The following is a 20670-nucleotide window of genomic DNA, read 5'->3' on the forward strand; positions in this document are numbered from 1 at the left end:
GACTTTAACGGTGAAGGGAAGGTGCGGTATGTTGTCCCAGAATAGGAGAAAGTGTCATGAGTCAATTGGGTTCGTCTATTCCCTGGTAGGTCTATAAAATCTTTTTTCTCTCATGGTGAATTCTTGATCCCCTCGCTTTTCGTATTGCCGTGACCGAGCCCTCTTGCAAAATATGTGTTGGAGCATGGCCGCTCAAGGATCATTTTCTTGTCGATTGTGGTCTGACCAGAGCGTTTGTGTTTGAGGACCAGTTTTTTGCCGGATGGACGGTGTTGGTGTTGAAGGAGCATGTTTCCGAACTGTTTGATTTATCCAGAGTGGCGCGCAGCATGTTGATGGAGGAAGTTAGCCACGTGGCGCAGACACTGGCGCAGGTGTTTGACGCGAAGAAGATCAATTATGAATTGCTCGGTAATCAGGTTCCTCATATGCACTGGCATCTGATTCCAAGGCTCAAGACCGATCCCGATCCGTTAAAACCGGTGTGGTGTGTGCCGCATGAGCCCGTAGGGCTTCCCGCTGAACAACTGGCCGAACGGATTCACCTTCTTCGGTCGGCGTTGTGCATCGATCCCACGCAATCCCTCTAGTCTTCTCAGCCTACTCAATTAAATTTTCAGCACATCTCACAGAGGTTTTCGTGATGCCCTGTTCTCCTTCCGCCCCTCCTGTCCGTTCGAAATCCTTGTTTTGAAAATAGGTTAGGAGGTTGCGGTTTCCGACTCCAGTGAATCGATAAGAAATTGCGGTCGCGCCGGCGGGCTGGTTTCGAGCTGTTTATATTGGCAGGGAGGGATGTCATCCTTCAACCGCCTCAGGAGCGTGGGAACTTTCATTTTGGGCGGGATATCGCACAACCAGACGTGCATGCCGGTTTCCAATTCTTCAAAGTGGCGTTTTAATGCAAATCCTGGTTTTTCCATGAAATAGGCAGAAAGAAATCCTGTGATGCCCTGTACGACCCAGGAATGTTCTTTCACATATCGATAACTGACCCGAATTTCTACCATTTCAAGCATGAATTGAGCCCCCTATACAGTACGTTTCCTCTTATGGATGGCTCTACCCTACCAATTATGTGGTCTATTAGGAAATTAAGGAAAATCATCAGGATTTCTTTTGGTTCTGTGTTGCCAGGCATACTTGGATTTGTACCGGTTCGTTCCCACTATGTCCGGCGGGTGGTATCGCGGGCCTTCATCTTGTTTTCTGTCTCTCCATTTGAGTCATTCCCTAGAAGCGACCGCATCTATTCATAGATTCCTACTTACTCATGGCGGAGATGACAGAAGGCTATGCGTTATCACCATCGGTGAGGGCGATGGAGGATGGGACAGATTGATGTATGCTGAAACTTTTTCGAGAGCAGGATAGGAAGCAGGAGTAAGCCAAGGGGCTTGGGAGCGGGGGTCGGAGATAACCCGGATGACGAATTAATCCGACCCCCGTGGGTAGCCTAGGCGTTAATCGTCGTCTTCGTCCTTGCCATGCTTGCCTTTTTTGTCACATTCTTTTCCATGCTTTTCTTTGTATTCCTTCATCTTTTCCGCCCGTTTTTCTTGCATTTCCTTCCATTTTTCCTTTTGTTCAGGAGTGAGTTCAGCTTCAATTTTAGCCATGGCCTGTTGGCGCATGTCTTTCATTTGTTGGTGAAGTCCCTCCATCTTCTGGTGTTTTTCCTCAATGATGGGGAGGATCTTGTCTTGCTGTTCTTTCGTAAGATCCAGCTTCTTCGTGAGTTTCTCCAGTTTGGATTTTGGATCATGACTGTAACCATGACCGTCTCCATCGGCCCAGGCTGCTGCGCCAGACAGACTCAATGCGATGGTCAGCATGAAAAGCCCCATCATGCGCGAAACCGTTTTGATTGTTCCCTCTTGGGTCATGCGGCGTTGACTTGTCCGATTCATTCCTACCTCCTGTGTGAAAACCAGTAATTGAAAGGGTTAGTTTTCTAGTATATCAAATGAAAGAGTGTCTCTGCTTTGCCTGACCCTATAAAAAGTAAAGAGTAAGGGAAAATTCTTAAAAATTGTCTTTCTAATTGGTTGCGTTGGAAGCCCTCATTTGACGGTGGAAGATCTTTTTTGAGGGAAAGAAGACGCTTTAAATGAAACGCCGGCAGTCTGTGGTCTGACACTTACAGGGCAGTTCCCCGTTGTGGTGTGAGTCGCCATAGTCGAGCGTGAGTTCGGTTCCGGCCTTGATCGGGTGTAAGGCATAAAACTCTGCTCGTTCTCCAATAATTCGCATGAAGGTATTGGGTGTGCAGGAATGGTTAATGAACCGGAATCCTGTTGTCTCTTCTGCCCCATCAATTGACTTCCCATTATTCACTTCGACTATGGCAATCCATTTTTGGATTTTCGCTCGTCTTCGTCCTTCCCGTTGCGTGATGCGTTCCCCTTCGTACTCACCGATTTTTTGTCTGGGTCGCAATGTTACTTTGGTGAATAAGCCACGGCCCTCAATGGCGCTGGGTTTGACTTCCATCGGAACGGGCCATTTGGTTTTGCAGGCCGAAGCTCTATGGGTTGGGGACATGGGCAGATGACAACAATACGTTGAAAAATTTCTAGGAAAATGACTTTCAGAAAACTGTACAAAATGGGAAGTTGGTGAGGCAAGGATGTAGAAGAGATGAAGCGAAAGAAGAGACAGCATCAATTTTCCGGCGATGCGGAATCACTCGATCGGAGGGACCGGCCATAAGTTTGATCATTGGTAAAGCCACTGGCGAGTTCACAGAAAATGTATCAAGGTTAATCACCACCCAGAAACGCATCCTCATCATGTTCCGGCATGAGATTCTCTTCTTCTTCGATACCTAATCCGCCTTGAAACGATTCCCGGATGGCGACCACCTGTTGATGCGATGGAGTGCCTTCAACCTGCTTCCCGAATCGCTCGAGGAATCGATCGCAGAGGTCCAGCCCAAGTTGAAAATATCGGGGCAGGGGACCTTCGGTGACTTGCTGCCAGGTAATGTAAATGAGGAACTCCTGCAGGTGTCGAGCCTGTGGAAGCTGTGCTCCCAATTCCTGAAGGGTATCAAACGCGCGCTTGGCCTGTGGTCCTTGATCGGTGGAAAATATCGCCTCCGCTTCTAAAATGTCCGATTCACGATCGCCAAGTTCTCCTTGTTCCTCAGCTTGTTGAAGAGCTTGCAGTGCGGCGATGGCTGGATCAAAATTCATGGAAAAGGCCTTTGTCTGTGAAGGTAAGATATCCGAACTTCAAGGGAGTGTAGCAGATCTTTGATAAGTTTGCGTATCCATAATCTGGCAAAGGGAAACAAAAGTTTTCCAGGAACAAACCTCTCTACCCGAGGCATGATGGCGTGAGGTAGGGTACTATTCCAGGAGGGAATTGGCTAAATGGTGAATGTACAATCCGATCACTACTCTCAGTCGGCGTGGAAGGCGTTCTGCGAGGCCAGGATGGACTATCTACGGATTTTGGCTGAGACGGTGGAACAGAGTTTTCTCCGGCGGGATACGACTCATCCGACCTTCTGTGGGTGTATCGATTGGCATTCCAGTGTTCATGGGGCCTACGCGTTATTAACGGCTTCACGACTGACCGGACAACATCGCTGGGCTGAAATAGTCGATGCGGCACTCACGCCTGATTGTCTGGAGGCGGAACTGGCCTCACTCAGGAACGGAGAACTCAATCATGAAATACCTTATGGTTTTTCTTGGTTTTTGAAACTGGCCATAGAACGGGAGCAGGGGTGGGGGAATAGAGACTTGTTACCGTTGGCGGCAGAAATTTCCACACAGTTGGATCAATGGATTTTTTCTCTTCCGGCTGGAGAGGTTATTTATCATTTGAAACAGAGGAACTATGGTAATTTGTCATGGGCCTTGCTGAATTTGTGGAATTGGAGTCAATGGAAGGCTGACCAAGTTTTAATCGAAAAACTTCTTAGGTTTACACGAATGTGGGTTGTCCTTCTTGATGAGACCTTGCCTCCTTCATATGACAAGGTGACGAATGAGTTTTTTGCGGCCTCTCTGCAACGGACCAGAACCATTTTTACGATTCTTCCCCAAGAAGAATCTTGGCGATGGTTTGAGTCATTTTGTCCAGAGGGCCTTTCTATGGAACCGATCCCCACAGCTCCCACGCCACATTCCGCAGGACTCAACTTTAGCCGAGCTTGGGCATTCTGGACGCTCTTCCAATCCACTCAGGACGTGGTATTTCGTGACTTGTACCTCAATCATATTGCGACGCATATGGAGATGCCGCAGTATTGGCGGGATGACTACCGAAAGCACGGGCATTGGGTTCCCCAATTCGGCATCTACGCGATTGCGTTAGGTATGGAGGGGTAAAGGCGCAAGCCCATTAATCTGAGTGCATCCCTTCTTGGCTATTTTCCGCCTCTCCTCTGTCAGCCTTGATCCCTTGCCTCAATCTTTTTCTTTGTATTGCCGAGGTTTCGGCCCCGCACGACGAGGTACTTTCCTTACGGGGAAAGTACCCAAAGCCATATTGGCCGTGGCCTGTCCAATTGAGTTGCCTTCGCGGTTCGCCGACATCGTCGGCGGGCAAACTCGCGGAGCTTGGCCTGAGTCTGCTCGCAGGGCTCAAACAGTGCCCGCCTTTGTTCCGGTGACGGTTGCACAGCTCGGCCAGGCCACAAGGCCAACGAAGACTGCGGAAACAATGAATCCTTGTTCATCGTGGAAAACTAACTCGAAGTGCCTGTCCTGAGTCAGTTGGAAGGACTTGGACAAGGTCAGTCTTTAGATTCAAGCATCCGACCCTTGGGCTAGCCAGTAGGCGTCGGGAAGTGGAAAGAGGAAAGGGTGTTTTTGCCTGATAAGTTGACAGAAATGATTGCAATTGCCCATTCATCTAGCAGATCGCTGTAGACGGTTACATTTTGGGACTATTTCTGTTGCCCTGGTAATATTTTCGCCTTGGCAAAAAGCGAAAATTGGATGCGTTCGACAGTCCGCTCCCGACCCATAACGGACGGTCGACAATCTAAAGCCGGAAGAGTACTATCAACCCATTACGGCCGGTCGCCTAGATGCGGAACATGCACCCCACTCCAGCGAGTTGGCAAAATATGCTCAATAGTTGCCATGACTAGACAACGGCTCAAGAAATTGCTTCTGTTGTCGCGCCTGAGGGGCCAGTTGTTGTAAATGGGTTCAGGTCTTAATTCTTGAATTTCCTTTAGATCAGCGACTCCCATCAGACTGAGAGAAAAATCATAAATGTTTAATCGTCGCGCCTGGTCTTTGGGCGCACCCATAGCCTACTCGACTAGGGAGGGACTCAAACTCAAGTTTAAAGGCCTGACCCCTTCAACGTTCCACGTCAACTTCTAATTAGGTCTTCTACGAGGTTTGCAGTGGACCTCAAAGTCATGTGCGCTGAAACCATCAGGAACAGCACAGAAGCTATCTATGCCAGCAGATAACACGCTCATCAACACTCCAGCGGCTGCTTGGGCTTGGCTGACACGCGAGCTAGCCACCTTCGAAGAAGTATCTGGAAGCTCTATGAAGAGCGAATGGCAAAGGTTCAGAAGCGAGGAGAACGGGAAAGGGAAATGGGCTTGGCTAACTGACTGGCCGTCGGACTATTGGATCGCAAGGAGTCAGAAAGCAGAATTCTCAGTTCTAACCGCCGTCTGGGCGATTCCGGAAAGATTGGATCAGTGGCCGCCATCGGAATTAAGACCTCGCGCTAGTTCGCTCGTAGGAAAGATGACCAACAGCGCGTCATTCCTTGGCATTCTGGCCAGAACTGATCCAACTCGTGCCCTGCTGGAAAGCGATCCGATCTCCCGCTTCTATGACCTCGACAATTCCAGTAGCAGGCACGGAGATGGAGCGATGATTAGTTCTGACCAGATACGGGCCTGGTTGACCACTGCATTTGGCTCCCTTCTTAGTGGTATAGCCCTCACACCGGTAAGTGATACTCAGTTTCGTAAACTTGTCGTTCAAGAAGTCACAAAGCGGATCTCAATGATCGATTCTCTCCCTAGCACAGAATTGTCAACTGACGTTATGGATCATGGGTGTGGCACTCTCTATAACACGCACTCAACACCAGATGGATTGCAGACGACCATTGTCCGTCAAGGACAAGGACAGGAATGGCAGAATCATTGGGCCTGGCTCTCTGTGCCTCAAGATGTGGGAGCCATGAAAGCCACGTTGTCCCTTGCAGGTCTGCTTCTGATTAATGAACCCCTACTTATGGGCCTGATTTCAACCGTCCGGAGCGGAGAAAAACGTCCTCGCAAGCGCGCATTATGCGTAATGCGTCGTTGGCTTCTGACCACCAAAGTCTTGGCTTGGCTGATCGGAGCGCTCGAGCACAATTGGACTACGGTCAGGCCTCAAGATCTGGCCTGTTTTGCCTTTAGCGCACTATCTCCTGCTTGGCCTCGGCGAGCGGTCGCTATCAGCCATAGGTCATCGGAATCAAAACCAGTTCTGTCTACGCTCAATATGTGGAGCTCTCCGCATGCTGCTATAGACGCTTCGTTCGTGCCAGCATGGGAGACAAACACCGGCATGATATGGAGCCTGTTTGCCGCGGTGCCACTAATCGCGCGTGTAGAGTCTCCCGCGTATTTCGAGTCCGAATGGTGTAGACGTGAGCATGAGATGATTCAATATCTCCTCGAATGCGCCGACTTTTACGAAGAGCGGACGATCGTAGACATTGGTGTTGATCAGCTAGCCGAACTGGACGTATCACTATACGAGAAAGGCGAAAAAGCTGGTAGCTCCTTGCGAAAAAAGCCGGAGACAGCTCCCAGATACGAATTTCCTCCCTTCTCGTTAGTACTCGTAGCAACTCTTCCTATGATGATTGATCTGGCGCTCCTCCGTGCGGCCGGAGCGTTGCGACTCATCCACGCTTTAGTCCAGAACCCCAGTTTGGCAAACGAGGTAGCCGGCAATGCCGCCGCGGGGAACGATATCGACATCGAGGCACCTACTAACAATCCGGACGGCTGGGTAGCCTACGGTGACATCTTTAGAGACCTCGAAACGTTGCTCGGGCGCGAGGAGCCCAAACAATATATGGTCCGGATGCGACAGAGTCGTAAGGACAAACACTCCCTGTCGCTGTTGTTACCCGATGACTACTCGGCGCTCGATATACAGCTAGATCATGTGAGCGCGGGACAGATCCCTGATCTGAGTGGCGGGAAATATGTGCTCGCCGATGTGCTGGCGGCTTTAGAATGGAGGCGTACGGTGCTCACCTGGTTTCTGGACCAGGGCTATGGCGACAAAGTGTTGGTAAACATCAGCGGGATAAACGCAGAGGAATGGACTACGCTTCCTGATATGTCGCTCGCACGGGGTTTATTGTCTCTTTATTCCGATTCGCCGATCTGGATAATGCAGCGAGCTGATCAGAACGCACATCTGTGGCCTGGCTTTCGCGAGCAACCAATTTTCACCCGTTACCTAGAGGAGCAGTTTAGCTGGATCAAACCCGTCGTATTGAACTCATCCTGGTTACTCTACTACCTTGCGAACTCTGGCCTTGACATCGAATCTAAACTGGAAGCCGCCATGATCGGGGCTGTTGTACATTCAGAGGGACCAGAAGCTGTCAAGATCGAACCTCAATCTGAAGGCATGGGCCTAATCATTCCAGAGCCAAAGAGTTTTTTCATGATTCCAATCGATGCCTTACAGAGCGAGATCGACTCCATGGCGGGTCACATAGAATTGCCGCATTCTTGGAGAGCCCCCAATCCAGGACCATCGTCATAGTGCGCACACTTTTACTAGCAATGGTAAGTGGGGCATGCCTTTTTTCTCGAATTTCCCTTAGATCAGCCCTCCCCTCAGACTGAGAGAAAAATCATAAATGTTCAATCGTCGCGCCTGGTCTTCGGGCGCACTCATAACCTACTCGACTAGAGAAAGATTGAAACACCTGCTGAACGATTTAACCCATGTGTTGCAGCGACCGGTTGAAACCGCAGCCTAGAGCGGACGCCTTGTAAGCTTAAAAGGACACCTTTTTTTTTTTCAGTTTCAATTTTTGCTTTCCCTGCGATAGGCAAGAAAGCTTGCTCGGAGGCCCTGGAGCCTGGGCCAAGCCATCGAGAAATTCGTTCAGAACTTTTCACCCATGTAACAGAATGGGCCATATGTTACATTTTTAGCTTTTTTTGTCATCTCATTTGTCCATCAGCTTGATTAACTCCTAGGCTCCTCGTTAGAGCATTTAGCACTTTACTCCTTCCCTACGACCGACGCCTCCTGTCCGGCTCTCGGGATGTACGCTCTTATCGGTCGGCAGGCCTTGTCTGAGCGTAGCGAGTTGGACCGCTCTCCTCCCTGCGTTCGTCCTTTCCAATGTGGCCGGACTGGGCGTCACTGGTTTTGACTACTTTTGCCGAATCAAAAGTAGTTCGGCTGCCGGGCCGAAAACCGGCATTTATGCGATTGGCTTAAGTCTTGGCAATGGGGAGAGGTAATCCTGCTTAGAGAATTCCGTGCTTTCAAGACCTAAGGCGTTATTCTATCTTTCCAGTATCCAGGCTCTCGATGCAGGTGGGAAATGGCGACAACTAAGATTTCGCCCTCGAGTATTTGATAGACAATTCCATAGGGGAATCGTCGTAATTGACATTGGCGGGTATTTTGGTTGAAAGGGTTCCAGGCTTTGGGGTAGGTTTTGATTCGCTCAAGGGAGTGAATAAATATAACAATAAAATCCGCACCTAATTCGGGTTGTTCTGAATTGTAAAATGTGACGGCCTCATCAGGCTCTGTTTCGGCGATTTCTAATAGTCGAATTTCCATTATCTCTGGTATTTGGATAAAGCTTGCTGAAGGGATACAGAGAGGATCTTCCCTGATTGGTAAGCTTCAACTCTTTTTTCGACTTCTTCTCGCCAAAGGTTATCAATAGCTTGATCGGGCTTATCAAGACTTGCAAGAAGACAGTCAACAAGGTGGGCTTTTTCAACCGGAGGAAGCCCGAGAGCTTGATTTAAAATGTCCTTGGTCTTTGTACTCATGTTCTCTTGCTCCTTGTATATTTCTGGTGTTTTCCCAGTCTATGGAACATGGAGGGTAGAAGGAATATTAGTCTCTGTCAATCGAAAGAAAACTAGGGTTAGATACTCAATTTTGCGAGAACAGATTCAGGGGAAATGAGGTTTCGTTGTAACCCGAGGCTCTTAGTATCCAACCCCATGGCGAGGCCCAGCAGTTGTGGAAGATGGAGGATTGGAAGATCAATGGAAGTCTGTTCCTGACGGGCGGCATTGGTCTGCATGCCGTCGAGATTGAGATGGCAGAGCGGGCAGGGAGTGACCATGATATCCGCTCCGTGAGATTTAGCATCCCGCGTATGGGTGGCTACCATGGTGAGCGAGTTTTTTTCATTAATGGTCAATATGGGAAACCCACAGCATCGGGTTTTCCCCGGAAAGTCTACAACTTCCGCCCCTAAAATTTCGATGATCCGTTCAAGAGATTTTCCCCGATCAGGATTCCGGTCGAATTCGAGCGCATCGGTCGGTCGTTGGATATAGCATCCATAAAACGGCGCGGCACGAAGACCGGATAAGGGACGGGTGATATGTTTCCGCAACGTCTCCTCGCCCACGTCTTCCAAGAGAATCCACAGGAAATGTTTGATTGTGGTTGTTCCCCGATAGGTTAATCCTTCTTCCCGGAGCAAGTCGTTCATTTCCTGGAGATAGTGTGGTCGAGTGGTGAGACGATGGTTGGCTTGGCTCATCACCCCCTGGCAGGTACTACAAATCGTCATGATGGGGAGGCCTTGTTGTTCCGCCAGCGCAAAGGTACGGGCGTTCAGCGCATCGCCTAGCCGCGGGTCTTTTTCCTGCAACACACCTGCACCGGTACAGGAGGCAGTTGTCATTTCTGCGAGTTCGATTCCCAATCTGGGATAGACCTGCATGACGGATTGATACAGCTCGGGGCAGGCCCCCTTTGAGACACAACCGGGAAAAAAGGCGTATTTCATCGTGTAATCCTGACCTGTTTAAAGAGCCGTTGAATGTGCTGGATGCCTGGGATCGGACGGTGAAGCGGACCTAATGGGGGGACTTTGCCTTTGAGTAGGGATTGGAGAACCATAGGAATCATGGCGAGTAATCTGCCAATATTTTTAAGGCCGAAGGTTCTGATCGCCAGCATAGGTTCGTCCAGAATGCCTTTATGTTTAATAATATCGGTAAAGACTTCGGCATGGCGGGAACCGCAGGTTGATGGAACTTTTTTCGCCAGGCCTTTTGCCCGCAACGCCATGATCCGGTCCATCGGTCCGACCCCTTTGGGGCAGACCTGAATACATTCCATACACCGGGTGCAATCCCACATGCCACTGGGTTGGTTGAGGAAGTTCAGGCGTTGGGAAGTCGCGGCATCCCGTGGGTCGGCGACGAACCGATAGGCTTTCGCCAGGGCGGCAGGCCCGATGAAAGTCTTGTCGACCTCCAGGACAGTACAGTCAGAGACGCAGACGCCACACATGATACAGCTCATGACACCTGAGAGGTGACTCATGGACTCGGGTGAGGCGGTGTATTCGGCCGTGGGAGGCAGCCCTTGCGGTTGGAGCCACGGTTGTATCTGCCGAATCTTTGCCCAGAAAGGCGCCATGTCGGTGACCAGATCTTTAATGACCGGCATATTATTCATGGGTTCAACCTGAATCGTTTCACCTTCCGAGGCCATGGAAATCATTTTGGTTTTACAGGCCAGTGTGGCGTGTCCGTTAATGCGCATACCGCAAGATCCACAAATGGCCCCGCGACAGGAACAACGAAGTGTTAGGGAATCATCAATGGTTTCCCGAATTTTAATGAGTCCATCGAGGACACTGTCGGAAGGATCGATTTCCAGATCATATTCCTGATAGTACGAGGAGGGATGATCGTGTTCCGGATTAAAGCGACGTATGCGAAGAGTGGTGTGCATCAGTGTGGGTAATTCCTCGGCTTGTGCTTACAGTATATCTCCTTTAAGCCGTTAGGGGTGACTTGTCGTTCGTGCACGGTTGAAAAAAAAGACATGATCGGATTTTTGTCCCCATTAATAGACGCGGATTTGAGGTTGCCATTGGGTGATCCGCACTGGTAGATACTCGACATGGGGAGGACTGTCTGGCCTATGATACAGCAACACATGTTTGAGCCAGTGTTCGTCATCCCGGTCAAGAAAATCCGTCCGGAAATGGGCTCCACGGCTTTCCTGTCTGGTGAGGGCGCCCACAATAATGGCTTCTGCACAGTCCAACATAAACCCCAGTTCCAGTGCGGCAATTAATCCGGTGTTAAACACCTGCCCCTTATCCTGAATAGTGATGTCCGGCCAACGTGTTTTGAGTGTGGTGATATGGTGAAGGGCCGTCTCCATGCCTTCCTCCTCACGAAAGACCGATACATACCGGTTCATGGTGGTGCCCATCTCCAGGCGCAACGCCGCCGCTCGTTCCCCCGGTCCTTTCCGTGACACGATGTTAGCCACCAGATGTTTGTCTTTGTCCATGGCGCTATCCGGAATGGTGGGAGGAGGATTCGTATTGGCATACTCTGCGGCACATGTTCCTGCCCGTCGGCCAAACACCACGGTGTCCAACAGAGAGTTCGCGCCAAGCCGATTGCCCCCATGCAGGCTCACGCAGGCGGTTTCTCCTGCCGCGAAGAGGCCTGGCACGCCGGTCCATTGGCCTTGGACATCCCAACATCGGCCTTCGGTATCGGTTTTGATGCCCCCCATTTGGTAATGCATGCCTGGCCGGATGGGTAACGGCTCTTCGGCTAAATCGATATTGGCAAAGGTTTTGGCTTCGGCGTAGATTTGTCCGAGACGATCCTGAAGGAAGGCTCGTCCCAAGTGCCGGCAGTCGAGCAAGACGCAACCTTTGATGCCACGCCCTTCATTAATTTCAATTTGTTCCGCACGGGAGACGACATCCCGCGAAGCCAGCTCCAGCATATTGGGCGCATAACGCTCCATGAAACGCTCGCCCTTGCTGTTGAGAAGGTAGGCCCCTTCTCCCCTGGCGGCTTCCGTAATCAAGAGGCCCTTCCCCTTCAGCGTCGTCGGGTGATATTGCACCATTTCCATATCCATTAATGGGGCGCCAGCCCGGTAGGCTACGGCCATGCCATCGCCCGTACAAATCAGGGCATTGGTGCTGGGTTCGTACACACGGCCTAAGCCGCCTGTGGCCATGATCACGGATCTGGCTCGAAATAGTGCGAATGTTCCGGTGCGGATTTCAAAGGCCACCACTCCCGCACACCGTCCCTGGTCGTCTTTCACGAGAGAGGTCACAAACCATTCTTCGTAGACGGGAATTTTAGCCTGCATGGTTTGTTCATACAGCACGTGAAGCATGGCCTGTCCGGTAAAGTCGGACACGAAAAAGGTCCGTGCGCGTTTCTGTCCACCGAATCGGCGCGTACCGAGGTGGCCTTCTTCATTGCGGTTAAAGATCACTCCCATATGTTCCAAGGCGATAATATCCTGGCCGGCTTCTTGGGCGAGAACCTCAACGGCGTCCTGGTCGCTTAGATAATCACTGCCTTTCACTGTTTCGAAGGCATGGTCTTGCCACATGTCACCCCGGTCCGTCAGGGCGGCGTTAATACCGCCTTGTGCGGCATTGGAATGACTGCGCACGGGGTGGACTTTGGTTAGAAGGGCGACAGAAGCCCCTTGGTTATGCGCGGCAATAGCGGCGCGCATGCCTGCCAGGCCGGCACCAATGACGAGCACATCATAAGAAAAGGCAGAGTTCATCATTCTCAAGTACTGTTGCGTGGCACTTGGATCCGCACAGCGATGACGACGGCCGGGTTCGTGACCCGACTAGGTGGAAATATTCTCACGGGTCTCCACTGATTGATAAGAAAGATGGCGGGGGCCTTCATAAATCTGATCAGGCCGGAACAAGTGATTATCCTGGTATTGTTCAAAACAGTGTGCTAACCACCCGGCCACCCTGGCCATCGCAAAGACAGGAGTAAATAAATCGGTATCGATGCCCATACGATGGTAAATGATGCCGGAGTAAAAATCCACGTTGGGTCGAATGCCTTTGGGTCCCACTCGTTTTTCCATTTCCTGTTCAACCGCCCTGGCTAGAGCAAATAAGGAATTGCCATCCGGTCGGTTATCCAATTGTTGTGCGAACTCTTGTAACACGTGAGCGCGGGGGTCCTTCACCTTATATATCCGATGACCGAACCCCATAATCTTTTGCTTGAACGAAAATTTGTGGTTCAGAAATGCCGGAATGGCTTCAATGGTCGCAATCTCCTCCAGCATGTGAATGACGGCTTCATTGGCGCCGCCATGCAACGGGCCTTCTAACGTGCCAATGGCTGAGGCGATTACCGTAAACGGATCAGCCAGCGTGGAGGCGGTCACCAGTCCACTAAATGTCGAGGCGTTCATTGTGTGTTCGGCATGGAGAATTAAGCAGATATCAAACATCCTGGCCATGTCCGGGGCAGGGACTTTTTCGGTGAGCATGTACAAAAAGTTTTCGGCGAAGGAAAGGTCGTCACGGGGTTGGATCTGCTCATCACCATGACGGAGACGGGCAAATGCTGCGACGATGGTGGGGAGTTTGGCGATGAGGCGGACGGCGGTCCAATACCGGGTGTTGTCATCCCGGACATCGGGTACCGGATAAAACATGCCCAGAGCGGCCACGGCCGCTTGCAAGGCATCCATCGGGTGGCCATGCTCTGGGAGGCATTTCAGGAGATCGGTGATGCGATACTTAATCCGGCGATGGTGAGTGAGGTCCTCGTGAAACCGGGCGAGTTCGGCTTGAGTGGGAAGCCGGTTGAATAATAATAAAAATGCTGTTTCGGTGAAGCTGCTTCGGGTAGCAAGTTCCTCAATGGGGATACCACGATATTCCAGAATCCCCTGGACCCCATCCACATAACTAATAGTTGATTTTGCCGCAGGAACCCCTGCTAGGCCTGGCAAATAATCTTGCATGTCACCTTCTCTCTCTCTCTTTGATGTTACATCCGTATACTTGCGAATAATTTAGTATACCGTGCCCGTGAACTCCACCCCAACTTTCCTGGTTAATTTGCTATACTTTTCCTGGAAAATCAGGATGACCCGAAGTAATGACCGTGAGAAAGACGAATATCATGAGTTCTCGTTTGGTGTAATCTTTAATTTCAAGAAAGGGGATTTGAGTATGCAGGGTTTCAAAAACTTCATGATGGTCGTGGGATTGGTGGCTCTTGTCACGGGGGGGACGGGCAGCTTGGCTGGAGCTGACCCCGGGAGTGAGCACAATCCCCATGGGAAGCAGCCTCATGCGGGAATGGGGTATGGGAATGGCGATCATGAGGGTATGGGTCGGCATGGCGGTCTTTCAACCTTGGCCATGAAGGAGCAGTTGGGTCTTTCCGATGAACAGGTGAATCAGTTGCGTCCGCTCGAGCTGGAGTATCGGAAGACCATGATTCAGAATGGGGCCGATTTACGGGTTGCCATGATGGATTTGGGGATGTTCACGGATGCGAAGAAAACGGACAGGGCCGCGATTGCCGGCAAGGTCGATGAAATTAGCCTGTTGCAAAAAAAGATGATGGTGTATCGTGTTGAGGTTCTTCTAAAAGTTAAAGAGGTGTTGTCTCCAGAGCAATATGAGCAATTCCGGTCACGGCTGCGTGTGCAAATGGAGGGGATGGCGCACCATGGAGGGGGAAAACAAGACGTAGAAGAACACCATGGCAAGTATCCAGGCAAATCTCATGGCCATGATGGTGAGATTGAGAAAAACCATCCCTGAATAGAGGAGTGTTCCTCTTGATGAGATCTCCTTGGGTTTCTTTCGACCTGAGAGTGAGGATCGACGTTTGAGGTCATTGAGCAAAGCATTGATCACCTAGGTCCCTTCTTCCAACCGGAGAAGGGACCTGGCGTTATTTCAGAATCCCCCAAGCTGCATTTATCTCCCTACAGGGTGTTAGGGAAAGTTGTAGGCGATTACCTGCACATCTTAATGCCAGACCTGATGCGGATTGCCACAGGAAAACTTCTAACCATTTGATGTTGTTCATGAATAAAAACATGGCATGGTAGGGAATGAGCCTTGCAATGTCCTCTATTGAGTAAGGTCAGCAATGAAACGCGATACTGTACTTCGTCGCATTTATTTGTTGCGGAAGGAGGCTGTCATGAAATCATTGAATAAATTTTGTGTCTTGTTATTGGTGATGGGCTGCCAAGGAGTTGTGCCGGTTTTTGCAATGGAGGGGGAACCGATGGCTCAACCACCTGAGGTTCGACAGGAATTACAGACGAATTCACCGACAACGACGGCACGGTATAGAAATGTGGAAGGGAAGCTTCAGGCCATCCAGGGAGATATGTTTATCATCGAAGGGGCGTCAGCTGAACAACAGGTTAAAATCCAGGTGGGGAAAGATACCGCCTTTCCCAATGGGCAAAAAGAAGTCGGGCAACCCGTTAATGCCCTGGTCTCGGCCCAGGATGGACATGCGTTGATTATTCAATAACCGGCAGCTCGGGATTTCCATGCCCTGGGCTGAAGGTATGAGGTAGAATTTTATGGGAAGAGAGCATCGGGTAGGGATTTAAATATTATCCTCGATGCCATGAATGCGGGAAGGGTGAACATTTCAGAATTATTCACTTTGTCACTTGGGGGAGTCACGGTGTGTGGTTCGAAGTGTTCGTCCTTCCGCTAATTTTAGATTGATGGGTGCATAGTAACAAATTATTGGAGAGAAGGCCAATGATGAAATGTGAAACGTGCTATCAAGAATATACTGCTTTTGATTTCGTGACTCTGCGGAATCTTTGCGAACATGTGTATTTGGATTCCCTCGCCCAGAAGCAGAATTCTTCTTTATTCAAGTCAGACAAGCCTGTTTCCCGGTTGAACATGCATCAACCGGTCTGACCGAGGCCTGCTGCGGCCCCGAAGATCAAAAGGCTTGGGACCTAAGAGGGAATTAGGGGCAGGATCTGCCGTGTGTTTGCTCTTCTGCGTGGTATGAACTTCGAACAAGCGGGCCGGATTCCACGTGCTGAAATCCTAAGGCCATTCCTTCCTGTTTGAATTCTTCAAATTCCTCTGGAGTATAGTATCGCGAAACCGCCGCATGCTGAAGAGTCGGCTGAAGGTATTGGCCGATGGTCAGAATGTCACAATTTACTTCCCGGAGATCCCGCATTACCTGCCGGATTTCATCGTTTGATTCCCCTAACCCTGCCATCAGCCCGGATTTAGTTCGTCCTCCCATGGTTTTGGCCCATTGAAGAATCCGGAGCGATCGCTGGTATTTCCCCTGTGGACGAATTGTAGGGAAGAGACGAGGGATGGTCTCAATATTATGGTTCAAAATATCCGGATTGGCCAGCATGACTCTTTCCAGATCAGTCTGCTCCCCCTGAAAATCAGGGATCAACACTTCGACGGTGCAGGCCGGATTTTCATGTCGGATTCGTTGAATGGTCTCCGCAAACAATGCGGCCCCTCCATCGGGGAGATCGTCCCGATTGACCGAGGTTACCACTGCATGCCGGAGTTTTAGGAGTTTGACGGCATTCGCCACCCGCTGAGGCTCTTCCCGGTCCACTGCGGACGGGCGTCCCGTCGTCACCGAGCAGTAATGGCAACGCCTGGTGCAAATATCTCCAAGGATGAGAAACGTGGCCGTCCGATTATTCCAACATTCCCAAATATTCGGGCATCGTGCCTCTTCACAAATGGTATGCAGTCGATGCGTATCCATCAGTTGCCGGATTTCCTGGTAATGGGGTCCAGGCCGGAAACGGACTTTGAACCAGGGAGGAAGGTTTCTTCTTCGGGAGGGCTTTGCGGAAGAAGAGACGGACGAAATTTCTGAAGTAGGGATGAATGTCATGAGCCTCTTGGAGTTTATGATGACCTGTGAATGTGTCCTAAAGTGGCTTTGAGTAGGGGATGCACCAGACAGGCATGTCTCATTCTAACATGTGAGTATAAGGATGCCTACATTCTCCAAAAGATCGCCCAATCCTAAAGGAGCGTGGGGAATCTTGTACCCTATGGATGGGTGAAGTCAGCGGAGGGGTAGCAGACGGGTGGGTTTGTCAGGATATCATGCTGGCTCAGCAATCATGGGGGAGAAGTGGTTTGCCCAATCAATGGCTTCCACATAGTATTCTCGAATCGTGCTAGGAGGGAGTTGGAGCTTTTTGAGTTCTAACCATTGACCTTTCTCGTAGGCTTTCACGCTGCTCAATGCCGCTCCCATTGGTCCCTTCTCCAGGATTAAGGCTTCAAGAATCTCGTCCGGGAGGGGAAGGGTGCCGACCAGTTTTTCCATGGAAGATCCGTACAAAGCTTCTAAGACCGAAAGAAGGCCCATGGTGAAATATTTTTCCGGGGAATCGGCGCCAAGTTGCTGTCCTAGTCTCTCACACATTTTTGCTCGCACCAAGGCGATCACCAGCATTTCCATCGGTTGGTCTTTCCCTATGGCCATTACAATGAGAGAAGCCCAGGTGCGTATCCGGTCGATGCCTACCATACAGGCGGCTTGCTCAATGGACTCCACCCGCCTGGGAAGTCCGACAGACGCCGAATTTACATATCGAAGAATCTTGTAGCTCAAAGAAAGGTCGTTTCGGATAAATTCGACCAGACATTCAAAGGAGATATTCGGGTCCTGAATTTTCCCTAATAATTCCAGAAGAGCTATACGATTCCCCGGAATTTCACGCCCGCGAATGATATCTGGTCGATAAAAGAAAAACCCTTGAAAATAGAACATACCAAGCTGCTTGCAGGTCTCAAAGGCTTCTCGTGTTTCCACTTTTTCAGCGAGAAGCCGTGCGCGGTAATCCCGGATTTGCCGGGTCTCTTGTTGTAATTGTTCGGAGCTTTTTCCTAAGACATCGATTTTTACAATATCGGCCAATTCCAGAAACGGTCGAAAGCGATCATGGAAGACAAAATCGTCCAAGGCAATGGTATAGCCCTGCTCAGAGAGAGATGCTATGGCTTCAATGACTTGTTGGGTGGGTTCCACCGTCTCCAATATTTCCAAGACCACCCGGTTTTTTGGGAGAGCCTCACAGTATCTATCTAATAAAAATTGTTTGGGAATATTCAAAAAAGCCAGATGGGTTCCTACCACATGCTCCAGGCCAATATCGAGATAGGTATTTAAGAGGACCTGGGCAGTGGCGATTTCTTCATTATGGATAATGGCTGAGTCGGATTCACAGTTTCGATACAAGACCTCATAGCCAATGGTCTTCAGATTCGGGCCCAAAATCGGTTGGCGACCGACGAAGATATTCCCGTAATTGGCAATGACGGTGTTCATGGCTAGAGGCGAAGATTAGGGGCTTTGATGTGTATTGCGAAGGAAGGCATATCCGTGGTGCCTATTATTCTCATCTCCAATTTCCAGGCTGATAGGGGTTTCCTTTCATTATTGTCGGCATTTCACAAAAAAGAATTGAGAAATCTTTGAAATTCATGAAAGTCCACGAAAGAAAGTGGAAGTAGCTTGTTGAAACTGGGAAATCTCATTTTTTTAGGTTGGGGCCCGGAATCCGGGGATTGTAGGGTCGTTAACATCGTTGAACCTCCTGAGGTTCCAGCCGGTTGTTGTCAGATGTGTGTGAACTTTTGAAAGGTAACAAGAGGAGGTGGTGACGGAGAGAAGGGGAGTCGATTGCGAGAAATTCGAATTATTTGGGGAGGTAGGTTATGCCTTGACGGAAGGATCTTCCACATGGAGCATCGGAACCAGAGCGTCAGGTCGGATTGGGCGGCTAAAGAAATAACCCTGGTATTGGTCGCAATTCAGAGTTGTGAGAAGATCAAGTTGTTCCTGATTTTCTACCCCTTCGGCGACGACGGTCAATGAAAACTCATGCGCCAAATAAATCATGGCCGAGACCAAGGCCCGGGCTTCAGGGTTGTGGGTAATATCGATCAGAAAGGAGCGGTCGATCTTTAACTCATGAATGGGAAAACGTTTCAAGTAGCTGAGAGAGGAGTAGCCTGTCCCGAAGTCATCCATAGAGATCTTTGGTCCCAACGCCATCAGGTGGTTCAAGGTCTCCACGGCCTGCTCGGCGTTTCCCATTAAGAGGCTTTCCGTCAGCTCGAGGGTCAAATGCTTTGCATCGACCCCCCTGTTCTTTAAGGTCTCCCTCACCAAATCAACTAGATAGCCGTCATTGAATTGCTTGGCCGATACATTCACCGCGACCTGAATCCATATCCCCTGAGCCTGCCAGCGTGCCAATTGCGCACAGGCTTCCTTCAGCACCCATTCACCCAAAGGGATGATCAGGCCGGTCTCTTCGGCTAAGGGAATGAATTGATCCGGAAAGATGAGGGTACCGTCCGGTTTCTGCCATCGAACCAGCGCTTCGACTCCGATGATGGACCCGCTTTTCACCTCAACCTTCGGCTGATAATACAACAGGAGTTGGTCTTCCTCGATGGCATGACGCAAGTCTGCTTCCATGCGCAGACGCTCCAGGCTATGAGCATTTAGTTCGCTCGAATAAAAATTGAAACCTCCCGTTCCATGAAAGTTGGCCTGGGCGCTTGCCCCAACAGCGCATTGGATGAGGGTGGTCAAATCTTCGGCATCGGCAGGAAAACTGGCAATACCGATGCTTGGGGCAATGTAGACCTCGGTCCCATTGGCATTGAACGGAGATTCCATGACCTTCAGAATACGGGAGGCTAACTTCGTCGCATGTTCCGCATGAGCCATCGTCGGACACAATAACGAGAATTCATCCCCATCCACGCGAAACAGACTATCCAATTCACTTGAATCGGGTATTCCCCGCCCAAATACATCAGATCGGCGCATGCATGAACTCATTCGCTCCGCGATCTGCGTGATGAGCTGATCTGAGATTTCCGGGCCGAAGGTATTGGAGAGGCGCTTAAACTGATTGAGTGTGATATGCAACAACACCAGGTTGTCATGATGTCGTTCCGCTCGCTGTATAAACCATGCCAGGCGGTCAAGAAACAAACTCCGGTTCGGCAATTTCGTCAAGGCATCATAGTAGGCAAGTTGGTTCTGATAGGCTCGAGCGGCCAGTGTGTTGCGAACCCGAAGCTTCAATTCACTGGGATCCACCGGCTTGGCGAGAAAATCTGTGGCACCCCGGTCAAGAGCCTGAAGTTTGGTCTCCGCGTCGGAGGAAGAGGTCAGGATAATGACAGGAAGATGTTTCAGTTTGGGATGGTCCCTCACAAGCTGCAGGATTGTGAATCCGGGGACGTTCGGCATCATCAGATCAAGTAACAGAATATCCGGTCGATACTCTTCGATCTGTTGCATGGCCCGAGAGGAATCCTCCACAAGCACAAAGTTCTGATAACCAGCATCCTCCAGATAGGCCCGCATGATCTCCATGGTCGTTTCCTCGTCGTCGACCATCATGATGGTGGCCTGAGTCAGAGAGGTTTCATCGCATCCCAATTCATTAAGGACGGGTTTCGCCAGGAGCACCCCGTCCTGATTTCGTGTTTGGTATGCTCTCGGGTCTGTCTGCTCTGTTTCCATGTCGCGATCACTCAAAGTTAAAAAAGGCGGGTATCTCCGGCTTCAGGTCAAGGGTGTTCGTTTCCTGTGCAAACTTT

18 protein-coding genes are annotated in these 20670 nt (G+C 50.3%); 5 read left to right on the plus strand and 13 right to left on the minus strand.

The features are described 5' to 3' along the window. Positions 1-149 precede the first annotated feature (149 nt). The gene (locus ACWHYD_RS06265) at positions 150-590 is read left to right on the plus strand and encodes an HIT family protein (RefSeq protein WP_447965055.1); all 441 of its coding nucleotides are present in this window, start codon (positions 150-152) and stop codon (positions 588-590) included. A 111-nt stretch (positions 591-701) separates the two neighbouring features. Here the strand turns inward: ACWHYD_RS06265 and ACWHYD_RS06270 are convergent, their stop codons facing one another. The 4 genes from ACWHYD_RS06270 to ACWHYD_RS06285 form a co-directional block, all read right to left on the minus strand. Further along, positions 702-1019: a hypothetical protein gene (locus ACWHYD_RS06270; RefSeq protein ID WP_447965056.1), complete on the minus strand. Its 318-nt coding sequence runs from the start codon at positions 1017-1019 to the stop codon at positions 702-704. 444 nt (positions 1020-1463) lie between these two features. Then, positions 1464-1910, minus strand: a complete 447-nt coding sequence (locus ACWHYD_RS06275) for a Spy/CpxP family protein refolding chaperone (protein ID WP_447965057.1) — start codon at positions 1908-1910, stop codon at positions 1464-1466. A 196-nt stretch (positions 1911-2106) separates the two neighbouring features. Next, positions 2107-2493, minus strand: a complete 387-nt coding sequence (locus tag ACWHYD_RS06280) for an SET domain-containing protein (RefSeq protein ID WP_447965058.1) — start codon at positions 2491-2493, stop codon at positions 2107-2109. A gap of 269 nt (positions 2494-2762) precedes the next feature. Continuing rightward, positions 2763-3197 carry a hypothetical protein gene (locus tag ACWHYD_RS06285; protein WP_447965059.1) on the minus strand — a complete coding sequence of 145 codons (435 nt, stop codon included), beginning with the start codon at positions 3195-3197 and terminating at the stop codon, positions 2763-2765. 180 nt (positions 3198-3377) lie between these two features. Here ACWHYD_RS06285 and ACWHYD_RS06290 point away from each other — a divergent pair, with 180 nt between their 5' ends. Both ACWHYD_RS06290 and ACWHYD_RS06295 read left to right on the plus strand, forming a co-directional pair. Then, entirely contained in the window at positions 3378-4343 is a 966-nt protein-coding gene (locus tag ACWHYD_RS06290) for a DUF2891 family protein (RefSeq protein WP_447965060.1), read from the plus strand. Between the two features lie 1518 nt (positions 4344-5861). Next, complete coding sequence (locus ACWHYD_RS06295) at positions 5862-7772, plus strand: hypothetical protein (RefSeq protein WP_447965061.1); 1911 nt, start codon at positions 5862-5864, stop codon at positions 7770-7772. Between the two features lie 744 nt (positions 7773-8516). On the opposite strand, the gene ACWHYD_RS06300 is transcribed toward ACWHYD_RS06295, so the two are convergent. The 6 genes from ACWHYD_RS06300 to ACWHYD_RS06325 all read right to left on the minus strand — a co-directional run bounded on the left by ACWHYD_RS06300 (position 8517) and on the right by ACWHYD_RS06325 (position 14009). Beyond that, positions 8517-8813 carry a type II toxin-antitoxin system RelE/ParE family toxin gene (locus ACWHYD_RS06300; protein ID WP_447965062.1) on the minus strand — a complete coding sequence of 99 codons (297 nt, stop codon included), beginning with the start codon at positions 8811-8813 and terminating at the stop codon, positions 8517-8519. After that, positions 8813-9031 carry an addiction module protein gene (locus ACWHYD_RS06305; protein WP_447965063.1) on the minus strand — a complete coding sequence of 73 codons (219 nt, stop codon included), beginning with the start codon at positions 9029-9031 and terminating at the stop codon, positions 8813-8815. The genes ACWHYD_RS06300 and ACWHYD_RS06305 overlap by 1 nt, the downstream gene beginning before the upstream one ends. 98 nt (positions 9032-9129) lie before the next feature. After that, complete coding sequence (locus tag ACWHYD_RS06310) at positions 9130-10008, minus strand: CoB--CoM heterodisulfide reductase iron-sulfur subunit B family protein (protein ID WP_447965064.1); 879 nt, start codon at positions 10006-10008, stop codon at positions 9130-9132. Further along, complete coding sequence (locus tag ACWHYD_RS06315) at positions 10005-10964, minus strand: succinate dehydrogenase/fumarate reductase iron-sulfur subunit (RefSeq protein ID WP_447965065.1); 960 nt, start codon at positions 10962-10964, stop codon at positions 10005-10007. The genes ACWHYD_RS06310 and ACWHYD_RS06315 overlap by 4 nt, the downstream gene beginning before the upstream one ends. 114 nt (positions 10965-11078) lie before the next feature. Continuing rightward, positions 11079-12797: an FAD-binding protein gene (locus tag ACWHYD_RS06320; RefSeq protein ID WP_447965066.1), complete on the minus strand. Its 1719-nt coding sequence runs from the start codon at positions 12795-12797 to the stop codon at positions 11079-11081. Between the two features lie 66 nt (positions 12798-12863). Next, positions 12864-14009, minus strand: a complete 1146-nt coding sequence (locus tag ACWHYD_RS06325) for a citrate synthase (RefSeq protein WP_447965067.1) — start codon at positions 14007-14009, stop codon at positions 12864-12866. Between the two features lie 124 nt (positions 14010-14133). On the opposite strand from ACWHYD_RS06325, the gene ACWHYD_RS06330 reads away from it, so the two are divergent. Continuing rightward, entirely contained in the window at positions 14134-14820 is a 687-nt protein-coding gene (locus tag ACWHYD_RS06330) for a Spy/CpxP family protein refolding chaperone (protein WP_447965068.1), read from the plus strand. A gap of 388 nt (positions 14821-15208) precedes the next feature. Then, the gene (locus ACWHYD_RS06335; protein ID WP_447965069.1) at positions 15209-15550 is read left to right on the plus strand and encodes a hypothetical protein; all 342 of its coding nucleotides are present in this window, start codon (positions 15209-15211) and stop codon (positions 15548-15550) included. Between the two features lie 459 nt (positions 15551-16009). Here the strand turns inward: ACWHYD_RS06335 and lipA are convergent, their stop codons facing one another. The 3 genes from lipA to ACWHYD_RS06350 all read right to left on the minus strand — a co-directional run bounded on the left by lipA (position 16010) and on the right by ACWHYD_RS06350 (position 20593). Then, positions 16010-16924: a lipoyl synthase gene (gene lipA, locus ACWHYD_RS06340; protein WP_447965070.1), complete on the minus strand. Its 915-nt coding sequence runs from the start codon at positions 16922-16924 to the stop codon at positions 16010-16012. Positions 16925-17140: 216 nt separating this feature from the next. Further along, the gene (locus ACWHYD_RS06345; protein WP_447965071.1) at positions 17141-18373 is read right to left on the minus strand and encodes an EAL and HDOD domain-containing protein; all 1233 of its coding nucleotides are present in this window, start codon (positions 18371-18373) and stop codon (positions 17141-17143) included. Positions 18374-18760: 387 nt separating this feature from the next. Continuing rightward, complete coding sequence (locus tag ACWHYD_RS06350; protein ID WP_447965072.1) at positions 18761-20593, minus strand: GGDEF/EAL domain-containing response regulator; 1833 nt, start codon at positions 20591-20593, stop codon at positions 18761-18763. Positions 20594-20670: the final 77 nt, after the last annotated feature.

The sequence above is a fragment of the Nitrospira sp. Ecomares 2.1 genome (assembly GCF_965152585.1).